This is a genomic window from Rhodanobacter sp. OR87, assembly GCF_000473345.1.
GTDB classification, from domain to species: Bacteria; Pseudomonadota; Gammaproteobacteria; order Xanthomonadales; family Rhodanobacteraceae; genus Rhodanobacter; species Rhodanobacter denitrificans.
Map to the genome: position 1 here is coordinate 1 of NZ_AXBJ01000001.1, position 13,509 is coordinate 13,509.

16 protein-coding genes are annotated in these 13,509 nt (G+C 65.0%); 14 read left to right on the top strand and 2 right to left on the bottom strand.

The genetic code is table 11. The annotated features are described in order from the left end of the window. The 3 genes from RHOOR87_RS18830 to radC all read left to right on the top strand — a co-directional run. The coding region (locus RHOOR87_RS18830) for a transposase (RefSeq protein ID WP_043795141.1) at positions 1–243 on the top strand (243 nt) is incomplete at its 5' end. Between the two features lie 140 nt (positions 244–383). Then, on the top strand, positions 384–1,202 hold the full coding sequence (locus RHOOR87_RS0100010; RefSeq protein WP_027483871.1) for a DUF2971 domain-containing protein: 819 nt from the start codon (positions 384–386) through the stop codon (positions 1,200–1,202). A gap of 335 nt (positions 1,203–1,537) precedes the next feature. Further along, positions 1,538–2,044 carry a DNA repair protein RadC gene (radC, locus tag RHOOR87_RS0100015; protein WP_027483872.1) on the top strand — a complete coding sequence of 169 codons (507 nt, stop codon included), beginning with the start codon at positions 1,538–1,540 and terminating at the stop codon, positions 2,042–2,044. Positions 2,045–2,086: 42 nt separating this feature from the next. Here the strand turns inward: radC and RHOOR87_RS0100020 are convergent, their stop codons facing one another. Further along, positions 2,087–2,905, bottom strand: coding sequence for a hypothetical protein (locus RHOOR87_RS0100020; protein WP_027483873.1), 819 nt, complete (start codon positions 2,903–2,905; stop codon positions 2,087–2,089). A gap of 592 nt (positions 2,906–3,497) precedes the next feature. Between RHOOR87_RS0100020 and RHOOR87_RS0100025 the strand changes: the two genes are divergently transcribed. The 3 genes from RHOOR87_RS0100025 (at position 3,498) to RHOOR87_RS0100035 (ending at position 7,529) form a co-directional block, all read left to right on the top strand. Then, the gene (locus RHOOR87_RS0100025) at positions 3,498–4,322 is read left to right on the top strand and encodes a DUF932 domain-containing protein (protein WP_027483874.1); all 825 of its coding nucleotides are present in this window, start codon (positions 3,498–3,500) and stop codon (positions 4,320–4,322) included. 78 nt (positions 4,323–4,400) lie between these two features. Further along, the gene (locus RHOOR87_RS0100030) at positions 4,401–6,449 is read left to right on the top strand and encodes a ParB/RepB/Spo0J family partition protein (protein WP_027483875.1); all 2,049 of its coding nucleotides are present in this window, start codon (positions 4,401–4,403) and stop codon (positions 6,447–6,449) included. Positions 6,450–7,214: 765 nt separating this feature from the next. Continuing rightward, on the top strand, positions 7,215–7,529 hold the full coding sequence (locus RHOOR87_RS0100035) for a DUF736 domain-containing protein (RefSeq protein ID WP_027483876.1): 315 nt from the start codon (positions 7,215–7,217) through the stop codon (positions 7,527–7,529). 66 nt (positions 7,530–7,595) lie between these two features. Here RHOOR87_RS0100035 and RHOOR87_RS0100040 read toward each other — a convergent pair whose 3' ends face one another. Further along, positions 7,596–7,886, bottom strand: a complete 291-nt coding sequence (locus RHOOR87_RS0100040; RefSeq protein ID WP_027483877.1) for a helix-turn-helix transcriptional regulator — start codon at positions 7,884–7,886, stop codon at positions 7,596–7,598. 296 nt (positions 7,887–8,182) lie between these two features. On the opposite strand from RHOOR87_RS0100040, the gene RHOOR87_RS0100045 reads away from it, so the two are divergent. From RHOOR87_RS0100045 to RHOOR87_RS0100080, 8 genes are all read left to right on the top strand, one after another. Continuing rightward, positions 8,183–8,533, top strand: a complete 351-nt coding sequence (locus tag RHOOR87_RS0100045; protein ID WP_027483878.1) for a DUF2958 domain-containing protein — start codon at positions 8,183–8,185, stop codon at positions 8,531–8,533. Between the two features lie 343 nt (positions 8,534–8,876). Beyond that, positions 8,877–9,632: a DUF2285 domain-containing protein gene (locus RHOOR87_RS0100050; protein WP_027483879.1), complete on the top strand. Its 756-nt coding sequence runs from the start codon at positions 8,877–8,879 to the stop codon at positions 9,630–9,632. A gap of 125 nt (positions 9,633–9,757) precedes the next feature. Further along, complete coding sequence (locus tag RHOOR87_RS0100055; RefSeq protein WP_027483880.1) at positions 9,758–10,039, top strand: helix-turn-helix domain-containing protein; 282 nt, start codon at positions 9,758–9,760, stop codon at positions 10,037–10,039. After that, the gene (locus RHOOR87_RS0100060) at positions 10,039–10,902 is read left to right on the top strand and encodes a replication initiator protein A (protein WP_196806964.1); all 864 of its coding nucleotides are present in this window, start codon (positions 10,039–10,041) and stop codon (positions 10,900–10,902) included. The genes RHOOR87_RS0100055 and RHOOR87_RS0100060 overlap by 1 nt, the downstream gene beginning before the upstream one ends. Positions 10,903–11,155: 253 nt before the next feature. Continuing rightward, on the top strand, positions 11,156–11,794 hold the full coding sequence (parA, locus tag RHOOR87_RS0100065; RefSeq protein ID WP_027483882.1) for a ParA family partition ATPase: 639 nt from the start codon (positions 11,156–11,158) through the stop codon (positions 11,792–11,794). Further along, positions 11,791–12,042: a chromosome partitioning protein ParB gene (locus RHOOR87_RS0100070; RefSeq protein WP_196806961.1), complete on the top strand. Its 252-nt coding sequence runs from the start codon at positions 11,791–11,793 to the stop codon at positions 12,040–12,042. The genes parA and RHOOR87_RS0100070 overlap by 4 nt, the downstream gene beginning before the upstream one ends. Further along, a complete protein-coding gene (locus RHOOR87_RS0100075; protein ID WP_027483884.1) occupies positions 12,039–12,560 on the top strand; it encodes a DUF2840 domain-containing protein in 522 nt (173 codons plus the stop codon). The genes RHOOR87_RS0100070 and RHOOR87_RS0100075 overlap by 4 nt, the downstream gene beginning before the upstream one ends. Then, positions 12,557–13,144: a S26 family signal peptidase gene (locus RHOOR87_RS0100080; RefSeq protein ID WP_027483885.1), complete on the top strand. Its 588-nt coding sequence runs from the start codon at positions 12,557–12,559 to the stop codon at positions 13,142–13,144. The genes RHOOR87_RS0100075 and RHOOR87_RS0100080 overlap by 4 nt, the downstream gene beginning before the upstream one ends. Positions 13,145–13,509: the final 365 nt, after the last annotated feature.

A 13,509-nucleotide genomic window follows, 5' to 3' on the forward strand; every position in this document is an offset into this window, starting at 1 on the left:
ACCGAGGTCAAGGGAGCGCGCTGGGTGAACGTGGTGCTCGGCAACGTCAAACGAGCGATCAGCGGTTGCTACCACGCCATGCGCCAGGCCAAGTACGCGCGGCGCTATCTGGCCGAAGCCGCCTACCGCTTCAACCGCCGTTTCCGACTTGCCGAGCTGCTGCCGCGACTGGCGCGCGCCATGACCCTGTGCAAGCCTTGGCCAGAGACGAAATTGCGCGCCGTCGACAATTTTCATGGCTGAGCGTCGTCGCTAATCAGGTGGAGGCATGGTGAGGTTCAATACCTATCGGAACAACTTGTTGTAGCGTAGGAAAGCGAGCCACGGGCAAGTCATTGCTTGGGGAGCGTGTGGGACTACGCCCTGTCTCTGCAAAGGTAAATATGATTCTCTACAAGTACATGCCGAGTGATCGCTTCTTTCAAAACCTGAAATTGAGGTTTACTCCTGCTGAGGATTTGAATGATCCGCGTGAGCTGATCCCGGACATAAGGTTGAAGAATCCGAGCGAGTACGCCACAAACATCGTTCAAAGAAACTTGTCTTCAACGTATTTCAGGTTCTTGTTCGAGCATCCTGAAATAAGCACGGAGGAAGCGTGGCGGCGAATATCGACTGCTGCTCAACAATTCACAGATTCGTTTGACTACGCAGAAAAAACGCAAGAAATATTCAACTCGTTTATGCGAGTGACGAACCGCAATGTCGGTGTTCTTTCTCTGACTGAATCACCGGACAACGAGCTAATGTGGGCGCACTACGCCAATAGCTATGATGGCTTTGTTGTCGGGTTTGACAGCGAGGACGAGTTCTTCAGGCCCAAGCGGGGGGAGCCAAAGCTATGCGGCGAGCTGATGAATGTTATTTACAGCGACACTCGGCCGGTTGTCTATGTAGAGCCAGGGAAGATGGATATTCCGAAGGAAGTGTTTTTCACCAAGACGACCAAGTGGAGCTATGAACGAGAATGGAGAATGATTAAATACTTGGATATGGCGAATGAAATAAAAGATGTGCGCGGGAAAAAGATTCATCTGTTCGACGTGTCCCCGAGTGCGGTCAAGGAAGTGATCTTCGGTGAGAAGGTGTCGCAAGGCTCGCGGGATGCCGTGGAAGGGGTTTTGCGCGCCAAGGTTCCGCACGTGATTTTCAAGAAGGTGAGGTTCGATCAAGTACAGGGATTGCTTGTCGAAAATGTCTGATTGAAAGGAGACGTAAGTCAGCGTCCCGGCGTTCCGCCGTCGGGCTCGCGGGCTGCGCCCCGCGCTTCGTACCGAATCACGGCCATCCGGCTTTGGTCCCTGACGCCTCCGGCCCATACGGGCCTGCGCGCTCCGCTTGCCAAAAGGCGGTTGTGGGCAGCGGGCGGGGTGTGGGCGGTCTTGCTGTTCCCTTCACCGTATCACGGCGTTCTCGCGCTCAAGGACTGCGCGCCGTGCGCTTGCGGCCGATGGCCGTCTGGCGATCCCTGACCGCTTGCGCTGCGCCGTGCTCAGCACGGTTCCGGGCAATTCCGCCCGTCAACCGGAGCACAATCATGACGCACGTTTCTTTCTATTCCGAATCCTCGCTGCTGGTGCGCGATGCGCGCGGCCGTTATCTGCCGGCGACAGCCGAGCAGATTTTTGAGGCGGCGCGCCAGGCCATCGACAAGAAGATGCAGCGCGGTGCGGACTTCAGTTCACCGGCGGACGTCAAGGCGTATCTGCGCGCCAAGCTCGCGGGCCTTGACCATGAAGTCTTCGCGGTGCTGTTCCTGGATGCGCGCCATCGGCTGATCGAGTACGTGGAGATGTTCCGCGGCACGATCGACGGTGCTTCGGTGCATCCGCGCGAAGTGGTGAAGGAAGCGCTGCGGCTCAATGCGGCAGCCGTGATCTTCACGCATCCGCATCCGAGTGGGAATCCCGAGCCGAGCCAGGCGGACAAGCTGATTACGTGCCAGCTCCGGGAGGCGCTGGCACTGGTCGAGGTGCGCACGCTGGATCACATCATCATCGCTGCCAACAGTACGACGTCGTTTGCAGAACGTGGCTTGCTCTAGAGTCCAAGGGGGCTTTGGCCCCCTTTTTTGCTGCACCTGGTGTTACGCCTGCTCTGCGTCGCGTTTGCGCTGCTTCTGGCGATAACTCTTCATATATGCATCGTCCACCAGCTCATCGGGTCCAAGATCCAAGGCGCAGTTCGCCAGCGAGGCCAGCGTCCGGTCGGTGAGTTTGAAGTCTCGCGGCAGCTGGCCATAGTTCGCAGCGCTGTTCTCCTCGATCGAGGCGAACAGCGCCTTGAAGAAATCGGCTTTGGAAGGGCGTGACGCTTCGGTCGCTGCGGCCGTCAGCGGGTCGGTGGCCGACATGTCGGCCCCTTCGGCATTCGAGGCCAACTCCTGCACGAACTCGCTCAGCGATGGCCAGTATTTCATATCGAACTGGTAGCGCAACGCATCCAGCTTTTCTTTCAGATAGAAGCCGAACAGGTGGTTATGTCGGGATGCGGCTTCGATCACGTCGCCGACGTGACAGTGGGTTTCGCTGCTGAATCCGGAAGTGTCGTGCAGGTTGGAGCGTTGCTCCAGCAGTGCCGACAATTCGGTCGCCTTTTTCGCGATTTGCCGATTGACGTTGGCGAGGTCATCGCGCGCGGCGCGTGCTTCTTGCATCTTCGCCGGATTCCAGAAGGCCGCCGTGCTCAGAACCAGGCCGAGAAAGACTTTCAGTGCGAAAGGGTGCGTATTCAGCTTGTCGTACAGCTCCTGATAGGCATCCTTCAACTCGACACCACGCGAAAGCAGGCGGTCTGCGATGGCGTTTTCACTGGGCAGGATGCTGTGCGCGTTGTTGTATTGAATGCCTTCGCGGAGAAGGTTTTCGCAGATGTGCTGCGGATTCGTGGGCTGCGTTGAACTCATCGTTTAGTCCTTGATGTTTTAGACAATTCGCAGCGTATTCAACCCAGGCGGGTTTGTCGGTATCCGAGTCATCATCGCCGAATCGGCTTTCAGATACCTGCTCGATCGCGACTGATCCATGGCGTCCCCGGCCAGAAGGCCGGCTGCGCTCTTGTGCTGCGCATCGAGCTTCGCGGTGCGAGTCTCGCCCCCTCCGGGCTTCCATCGCTGACGCCTTCGGCCCGGCTCTCCGATCCGGGCCTGCGCGCTTGCGCTTGCGTGCGGTCGGCACACAGGGGTGGCCGTTGTCTTGTCCAGCCGTCTCCCCTGACTTCATCACCTTGTCCGCGACTGTAGCCCGCTCCCGTGTGCCGTCAAGGCGCGCAGGGCCGTGTCCTCGGCTGCGCCTGCGGGCCGCACCAACCCTGCGCTCGTTTCCTTGACGGCCCCCGTCCGCGCGCTCCTGGCCGTCGCGGGCGATGAACTCAGGAAAGACGGTGGCAACGAGGCCAACCGGGTTCCTCGTGCCGACCGCACCGGAAGTCCAAGGCGGGCTCCGAATCTTGGAATCCGGTGGGGTTTTCAACAGCCAACCCCTGTCAGGAGAAAGACCATGCAACTCGCTTCCCGTTTCGCTTCGCGTTCCCCGGTGCTGCGCTCCGAATATCCCTTGTCCGATGACCAGATTCGCGCCGTAGCCCCGTCCATCTTCGCGGACGCCCCACACGAAAGCCGCTCGCAGCGGTACAGCTATATCCCCACCGCGACCGTGCTGCAAGAACTGCGTGGCGAAGGTTTCGAGCCTTTCATGGTGTGCCAGACCCGCGTGCGCCACGACGACCGCCGTGACTACACCAAGCACATGATCCGGCTGCGTCACGCCAGCCAGATCAACGGCCGCGAAGCCAACGAAATCATCCTGCTCAATTCGCACGACGGCACGAGCAGCTATCAGATGCTCGCCGGCATGTTCCGCTTCGTGTGCCAGAACGGCCTCGTTTGCGGCGACACGGTGGCGGACGTGCGCGTACCCCACAAGGGCGACGTAGCCGGGCACGTCATCGAAGGCGCTTACGAAGTCCTGCACGGCTTCGACCGGGCGCAGGCATCCCGCGACGCCATGCAGTCCATCACGCTCGACAACAGCGAAGCCGAAGTATTCGCCCGCGCCGCGCTGGCCTTGAAGTACGACGAGGCCACGCCCGCGCCCATCACGGAATCGCAAATCCTGATGCCGCGCCGTCACGACGACAGCCGCCGCGACCTGTGGAGCGTGTTCAACCGCACGCAGGAAAACCTCGTCAAAGGCGGCTTGTCCGCCCGCGCCGCGAACGGTCGCCGCCAGACCACGCGCCCCGTGCAGGGCATCGACAACGGTATCCGCCTCAACCGCGCCTTGTGGCTGCTGGCCGATGGCCTGCGCCAGTTGAAAGCCTGAATCCCCACGCGGCAGGGGCACGCAGCAGCCCTTGCCGCTTCTCTCGCTGCTGCATCCCAACCGCTAGGAGTTATCACCATGAACGCCGTTACCCAAACCGAAGCCCGCGCTCTCGACATCGCTGCCCCGCTGGAAGTGGCTGACCCGACCAAGAACCTGATTCTGGTTCCGCTGTCGCAGTTGTTGCCGCGTCGCTCCACGCGCAACGCACGCACGACCTCGCGCCTGTCCATCCCCGAACTGGCCGCGAGTATTTCGCGTGTCGGCCTGCTGCAAAACCTTGTCGTGATTCTCGCTGCCGATGGCGAGCATTACGAAGTCGTCGCTGGCGATCGCCGCCTGACTGCCTTGAAGCTGCTGGCGAAGAAAAAGCGCATCGCCGCCGATCATGACGTGCCGTGCCTGCTGGTGGCCGACGCATCGGCCCGCACGGTGAGCCTCGCGGAAAACCTGCTGCGCGAGCAGATGCACCCCGCCGACCAGTTCGAGGCATTCGCCGCACTGGTCAAGGAGGGCCGACCCATCGAGGACATTGCCGCCGATTTCGGCGTGTCGCCGCTGGTGGTGCAACGCCGCTTGAAGCTCGCCAATGTCTCGCCGCGCCTGATGGCCGATTACCGGGGCGGCGGCGTGACGCTGGAACAGTTGACGGCCCTGACCATCACCGACGATCACGCCGCGCAGGAAGCGGCGTACTACAGCGCGCCGGAATGGCAGCGCGGCGCATCGGCGCTGCGCGAGCGCCTGACCGAACGCGAAATCGACGCCACCCACCCGCTGGTGCATTTCATCGGGCTGGACGCCTACACGGCGGCCGGTGGCGGCGTCCGCCGCGACCTGTTCGCCGACGATGACAGCGGCGTGTATCTGGACGACTTTGCACTGCTCGAAACGCTGGTGCGCGGCAAGCTGGATGCGCTGGCCGAGGACGTGCGCGCCGAGGGTTGGGCATGGGTGGAGGCCGTGCCGCACATGAGCCACGCCGACCGGCAGGCATTCCAGAACGCGCCGCACCAGCGTCGCGAACCGACCGCCCGCGAGGGCCGCCGCATCGCTTCGCTGCAAAACCGGCTCGACAAGATCGACGCCGAGCTGGAAGAAGTCTACGACACCGAGGACGAGGACAAGGCGGCCACTCTGGAACCGCGCCGCGAACAGGTGGCCGGGGAACTGCAGACCATCGAGGACGATTTACAGGGCTACGCTCCGGACGTGCGCGCCGTAGCCGGTGCCATCGTCACTATCGACCGCGACGGCGAGGTCGTGATTCATCGCGGGCTGCTGCGCGAAGCTGAAGCCAAGGCGCTGCGCACGCTGGAACGGTTGCGGCAGGGTTTCGCCGGAACCGAGGACACGAACGCCGACGAGGGCGGGGACGCCGAGGCGGTGACGGTCGCCGCCCGTCTGTCCGACCGGCTGGCGCAGCGGTTGAGCGTACACCGCACCGCTGCGCTGCAAATCGAAGTCGCACGGCATCCACACGTTGCGCTGGCCACGCTGGTGCATGGCATGGTGCAGACTGTTTTGCAGCCCGACACCTACGGCGACGGCTTGCCGCTCGGCGTGCGCGTGAACGTGCAAGACCGGCTCGAAGGTGTCGCCCCGGATTGGCCGGAGTCTCCCGCCGCCGTGGCGCTGCGCGACATGCAGCAGGTCGCGGGCGAGGCGTTGCCGCACGACAGCGCCGCACTGTTCGCCGCGCTGCTGGCGATGGAGCAAGACGCACTGGTGAAGCTGCTGGCCGTGTGCGTGGCCGCGACCGTGGACGTGGTGACGCCGCGTGCGACGCCGCGCCAGCCCGGCGCGGAACTGGCGCAGGCCGTGCGGCTGGACATGGTGGCGTGGTGGAGGCCGACCGCCGAGGGCTATTTCCGCCACGTTGCCAAGGCCGCGATTCTGGAAGCCGTGGGCGAGTTTGCGCCGGAGCACGCGACCCGACTGGCGAAGCTCAAGAAGGCCGACATTGCCAGCGAAGCCGAACGGCTGGCCGAGGGGACGGGCTGGATGCCCGCCGTATTCCGCACCGCACACGACACGGAGCCGGAAGGCGTGAAGGAGGCGGCGGACGAAGCGGAAACGCCCGATGTTGCCTCCAATGAAAAGGAAACCCGCGCGCTGGTCGCGTGATGAAGCATGGCCCCGGCGCAGTGCGTCGGGGCTTTCATCGCAAACCGGGCGCGGCAGGTCTGCCGCGCCCGGTTTGAACGTCCACGGCAAAAACCGCCTGGTCGCCGCCTTCGGGCAGGCGGCGACCAGGCGGCGCGCAAGTGTTTTGCGCGCGATACAGCCAGTCAGTGCCCGCCGGAGTGGGCAAGTTTTTTCGCGCCCCGCCACGAGGGGCGAGGCGCATGCGGCAACGACAGGAGCTACGCCCCGGCTTGCTGCGGCAGGTTGTGCAAATGCGTGCCGTCTTCGACGCTGGTGGTTCAGCGCAACCACGTCACGAAGGGCGGTTCACTGACGCCGCCCGGCCTTGCCTAATGGAACTTCCACGCCACGCCTCACGCACGTTGCCGCAAGCTGCGGCCGGGGGCGTTCTCGCCTGTCGTTGGGGTGTTGGCCCTGCCCGTATCAGGGGGCAAGCCGGTGAAGCCGTTACGCGGGGATGCCGAGTCGGCCAATCTCCTTTCGGAAAGTTCGTCCCATCGCGTCCTTGGCTTGTCGTGAATCCTGGCAGGGGCATGGCTGCGCCTCGGGCTTCATGGCGGCAACCTTGCGGCGAAAACAATTTCCCCTGCGCTGCGCGCATTCCTCGCGGGACAAATTCTTTTCGCCTCCAGGTCCTTCACTGCGTTGCGGCCGCTGCGCGATGCCGCCAGCCCGCCCCCCGCCTGACGGATCACAACAAGGACGCGATGGGCGCGACCTTGCCAACCCGAAAGGAGAATCATCATGGCTAACATCGGCACCTTCACCGCAGAGAAAGACGGCTTCACCGGCACGCTTCGCACCCTGACGCTCAACGTCAAGGTCAAGCTGGTTCCCAACGACAAGGGCGACAGCGAGAACGCCCCCGACTTCCGCCTTCAGGCGGCCGGCCACGACATCGGCGCAGCGTGGAAGAAAGTCAGCGAGGCCAAGCGGGAGTACCTGTCCGTGACCCTCGACGATCCTTCGTTCCCGGCAACGGTCTATGCCCGCCTGATCGAAGGCGAAGACGGCACGCACGACCTGATCTGGTCACGCAGCAAGCCGCAGGCGGCCTGACGGCCACCCACCGCGCCCCGCCCACTGCGGCGGGGCGCCGTGCTGTCAGAGACAGCACTGCAAAAGCTACGCGCCGGACGCCGCAAGCTGGCTTTCCGTCGTGCTCATCAGTGCAGCCGTGCTGCACTCCAAGGCGCTGGCAATCTTGAAGATGATCGCCAGCGTGGGCATGTGCTCGCCGCGCTCGATCTTTCCCAGGTGGGAACGCTCGATCCCCGCCTGGTTCGCCAGCAGTTCCTGGGCAATGCCGCGCTCCGTCCGCAATGCACGTACCGCCGCGCCGAACGCCTGGGCCAGTTCGGCATCGAAGGTGGTAGCGCCGGCCGGTCGGCCGGGCTGGACGGGTCGCTTCTGCATGGACAGAAGCGTCCGGTCGCGGGACAATTAAAACCACGTTATCTTTAACTCATTGGCAGCAATTTAGCCTGCTGCCGTGTTACTGAAATCCGCTTTGGCGGATTCCGACAGAACCGGAGAGCCGCTTCCGTGTCTTTCCTGATTTGCACCATTGCGCATCGGCGCTTCCGTGCATGGCCGGATGCGTCGGTTTGCGTATTCGTGCTTTCCCACGAATGCACGCATCCGCTTCGCCGGTTTCGTGCTTCGGCGGCAAAGCGGATTCGTGAATCGTCGGATGTGTGGGAATCGTCGCCATGACCCAGCCGCTCGTCACCGCCGAACAGCGCACGCAACTGCTCGCCATCGGCGAGGCGCGTGCAGCTGGTCAAGACATCGACCCGATGCCAGTGGTACGGCTGTTCACCCCGGACGCGCACGCGACCTGGCTGCTGGCCGCGCTTGATCCCGCCGACGGCAATACAGCCTGGGGGTTGATCGACCTTGGCATCGGCATGCCCGCGCTGGGCGTGGTGAAACTGTCGGATCTGGCCGCGATCGTCGGGCCGCTCGGGCGCCCCGTCCTGCGCGACCTGTATTTCCATGCGGTGCGGCCATTGTCCGGGTATGTACGGTTGGCACAACTCGACGGCTCGATCCCCGACTGATGGAGCCGAAAGGCCCGCCACAGCCATCCTTGCACTCTGTCTTTATGGGTCTGGCTCCATACCCGGCCTGTCTGAAACGCCGCTCTTGCGCGGGGCCATAGGCGGCCTGACCGAAACAGTCACGATGCGGAGCGCGGCTTGCGGCAGGGTGTTCCGTGCTGCGTGCGATTCGCGCACGCACAGCTGCCACGATTCGGACAGCACGTGCAAGATACCGGAGCCCATCGGACTTGACACGGCTGGTTACTTTACCTCGTGCCTGATGACGTCTTGAAGTAGTGCCGTAGTCCCTGCACAGCGACGACCGTGGCGATGTTCCTGCTCAACGAGGGGAGCGTGCATCATGGCCGATCGAAGCGCCGAGCCTTGGTATCCCACTGCCGCGTATCTCTACGTGCTGCACCTCGACGGCCCCGCGCTGGCCTGGGAGTACCTGCGCAGGAACCCCGACTATCGGCGCGACTGGCTGCGCCATCGCCGTCGACCCGAGGCGGCGCAAGCCTGGGGCCTGCGCCTGCTCGAAGACCCGGCATGGGATGCGCGCGACGCGCATCCCGCCTGGTTCCCCGATCACGACAGCGTGCTCCAGTTCTACCCGGACGCCGATCCGCCGCCGGGTGCCGCCGTCTTCGCGTTCTGGCGCATCCCCGGCCACAAATGCCTGATCCACGACGGCAAGCGCCTCGTGCTGCTGGTGCGCTGGCCCGGCGGCGGCATGCGGCTGGCGTTGGCACCGGGTCTTGCGGAGGGCATGGCCTACGTCCATGTCATCCGCGCTTGCGCCTCGGCCAGCACGCTCCAGCGCATGCTGACGGCCTGGCAGGCGCATCGGGCTGCCACCGGCGAAGCCGCGCCTGCGGCATCGGCCCGCAGCCGCCCCACACCCGCCGCACTGCTTGAACTGCACACCTTGCAGGCGCTCGACGCGACCCTGGCGGGTGCGTCCTTGCGCGAAACAGCAGCGGGACTGTTCGGCACCGATAGGGTCGCCGAAAACTGGTACGCCGACGGCGGCCTGCGCTCGCGCGTGCGCCGCCTGGTACGCCGGGGCCAGACGCTAATGCACGGCGGCTATCGCCGTCTCGCACAGCTCGACTGATCTGGGTAGGGTCGTTTTGCCTGCACTGCAAAACGACCCTCTGCGCACCGCGCCGCTTTTCCGAGACTGCCTCCATCCGGTCGCGTTGTGTGGTCGGGCGATTCTGATTGATGGAGGTTTATCCGATGCGTCCAGCTCCTTTGCGGCCCGCCGCCGCTACCGTCGCCACGCCCCCGCAACCCCAACGCTACCTCACCAACGACGAAGCTGCCGACTACCTGAGGCTATCGCCGCGCACGCTCGAAAAGCAGCGCGTGATCGGCAACGGGCCGAAGTTTCGCAAGTTCGGCCGCCGCGTCATGTACGCCGTGGCCGACCTCGATGCCTGGGCCGATCTGCGCAGCTACGAAACCACGTCCGATCCCGAATACGCCGAACATCACTCGGCCGACAGCCGTGCGCGCTGATCGGCGCTTCGTCGGTGGCCATCACCACGCCCAGACCATCGCAGGAGCGGGAACAGCTCGACCTGTTTCGCGCCTTGCCGGGCGATGGCATGGTGCCGCGCGACAGCCAGGATTTGATGGCCTTTCCGTTCTTCTCGCTAGCGAAATCGCGGCGCACGGCGCCGATCGACTTCCGCAGCGCGAACGTCACCATCCGCGTGGAAGGGACACAGGAGCATGGCATCGCCACGATCTGGGATGCGGACATCCTGATCTGGGCGGCCAGCCAGATCGTGGAAGCGCGCGATGCGGGCCTGCACCCGTCGCGCCTGATGCACGCCACGCCTTACGAGATTCTGCGCTTCATCGGGCGCGGGGTGTCGCTACGCGATTACCAGCGCCTCAAGGCTGCGCTCGACCGGCTGCAATCGACCACCGTGGCGACCTCCATCCGCGAGACGACCGGGCGGCGCCTGCATCGCTTCTCGTGGATCAACGAATGGAAGGAGTGGGCCGATGCCCACGGCACGCCGCTGGGCATCGAGCTGATCCTGCCGGACTGGTTCTATGCCGGCGTGCTCGACGCCGCCCTGGTGCTAACCATCGACCCGGCGTATTTCCGGCTGACTGGCGGCATCGAGCGGTGGCTGTACCGCCTGGTGCGCAAGCACGGCGGCAAGCAACCGCACGGCTGGCAATTCGACTTCCGGCACCTGCATCGCAAGTCGGGCAGCACGGCGAAGCCCTACGACTTTGCCTGCGATCTGCGCGCGCTGGTCGCGCGGCAGTCGCTGCCCGGCTACGTGCTCGGTATCAAGCGGATGCCGCAATCCGGCGCCGAGCTGCTGACCTTCCGGCCCGTGCCACTCACGGCACGGGGATAACTGCGGGAAAACGTGTGAACGGGCTCGTGCTATCAGGCGTGCCAGGACTCGTGCTATCAGGCGTGTCCCTATCGTGCTATCAGGCGTGCGAAATCGCCGGAAAGCCAATAACGGCGCTGGTTTCAGCCCCCTCTAACTTATCTAACTTAAAACCTCTAACTGATAGTAGAAGCGAGCCGTTTCGGTGGACAACCGCTAAACGGCACCACGCGCAAACGAGAAAGCCCGGCATTCCAACATGGAGGGCCGCGCCATGATCGTTGCGCTACTCAATCAGAAAGGCGGCGTCGGCAAAACCACGCTCGCCACGCACATCGCCGGCGAACTGGCGATGCGCGGGCAATCGGTCATCCTGCTCGATACCGACCCGCAAGGCTCGGCCCTGGACTGGACGCAACGTAGAAGCCAGCAGGGCTTGCCCCGGCTGTTCAGCACCGTGGGCCTGGCCCGCGAAACGCTGCACCAGGAAGCGCCAGAACTCGCCAGGCGGGCCGATCACGTCGTCATCGACGGCCCGCCGCGCATCGCCGCGCTGGCGCGCTCGGCGCTGCTGGCGGCCGAGCGCGTGCTGATCCCGGTGCAGCCCAGCCCCTACGATTTGTGGGCCTCTGCCGAGATGGTGGCGCTGATCCGCGAGGCGCAGGTCTTCCGGCCTGCGCTGCGCGCGGCCTTCGTTGTGAACCGGCGCGTCAGCACCACGATCATCGGCCGCGAGGCGCACAGCGCGCTCGCCGAGCAGCCGCTGCCAGCGCTGCGCTCGGAAGTGCATCAACGCATCGTGTTCGCCGACAGCGTGGCCGCTGGTCGGCTCGCACGCGAGACGGCGCCCGACAGTGCCGCCACGCGCGAGATCGCGGCGCTCACCGACGAGCTGCTGCGATGGCCGGCATGACAACCGCGCGCAGCAAACGCATCGGCATCGGCGCGCGACCGCCGGCGAACCCGCACGCCGAGGCGTGGGTTCGCCAGGGCGACGCCGAGACCTTGCATAAAGGCGACCTCTACACCGCACGCCTGACGCTCGACATCACGCCCGCGATGCGCGCTCGCATCAAGGTGTCGGCGTTTACGCAGGGCGTGACGGTCGCCGAACTGCTGCGCGCGTTGCTCGAACGCGAGTTTCCGGAGACGACCCCATGAACGCATCCATTTCGGTGGTCACGGCTGCGCCGCCACCGTTCGCTGGCCAGGCCGCTACTGCGCCGCTGACCCGCGTATCGCTCGCCTACATCGAGCAGCGCATCGACCTTTACCTGCGTTTCGGCGAACCGGTGCGCACCATTCGGCTCGATCGCTGGCGTCGTGTCGCGGTGTTCCTGCCGGGCACCATGTTCTGCCGCATCCGCTGGCAGGCCAACGACTACGGCACGATCCGCTGGCAGCTCATGGTGATGCAGGCTTGCACGCCGCTGGACGCGGCGCAGCGCATCCCTGGCGTGCTGCCCGGCGCGCGCCTGCTGCTGCACGCCGAGGGCGAACTTGCCGTGCGCGCCGTACTGCCGCAGATCGACGCGATCGAGGCCCTGGGCATCACGCCGGCTACGGTGTCGCCTGCGTACTGGCGCACGCTGGGCAACCGGCTCGCCGCGCGCCTGCCGCTGTCGGCGTACACCGCCGAGCGACATGCGGCCTGGCTCGCCGGGAGGGCACTGTCATGACGTGTGTTTTCACTTCCGCCGCCTCGCCGCGTCCTCGCTCGCGCTTGCGCGCTCGCCTCGTACTGGCGAGCCTTTCTGCCTACGGCCTCGCTGCGCTGGCCTGGGCATCCTTCGTGTCGCCACTGCCGCGCGTCATCTACAACCCGACCGACAGCGTGCCGGTCGGCTGGTATCGCGTCGATCCGTTCGACGGGCTGGCCGATCCACCGCACAACCCCGTGCAGGTGGACAGCATCGTGCTCGTTCCGCTCCCGGTCGAGGCCGCTACGCTGGCCGCACAGCGCGACTACCTGCCGCTGGGTATTCCGCTGCTCAAGCGTGTGGGCGCCATCGCGCCGCAGCAGGTGTGCGTCATCGGGCACAGCGTGCGCATCGACGGCGTGCCGGTGGTCGCCACGCTGCCCGCCGACCACCTGGGCCGGCCGCTGCCTGCGTGGCAGCAGTGCCGGCGCCTGCGGCCGGGCGAGCTGTTCCTGTTGAGCACGACCAATCCCGCATCGTTCGACAGCCGGTATTTCGGGCCGGTGGCTGCCTCCACCGTGATCGGCGTTGCGCATCCGCTCTGGCTGGAGACACACCGATGATGGCCGCGGATTCGCTGCGCTTTGTCGTGCCATCCGGCGGGTCGTTCCGCTGCGCGTCCGCGTGTCGTCGCGCGTGTCGTGCGGATGCCGAATTTGCGTCTTCGGCATCGCACGTCGCGCAGCCTCCAGCGATGCTTGCCGACGTGCAGGCGTCTTGCCTCGAACGCGCCAGGCCTGCGGCCGTGGTCGCGTTCGCCAGCGCGCTGGCTGCATGCAGCGCAGCGCCGCCGGGCCGCCGATGCCCGAAGCGACAGCGACAGGCAAAGGCGGAAGGCAAGATAAAAGGTCGCGGCACTTCGGCCCGCGAGAAACCAGTCTGCACATGGGGGTGGCGCGGCACGCGCTTGGGGGCAGCAGCGTGCCGC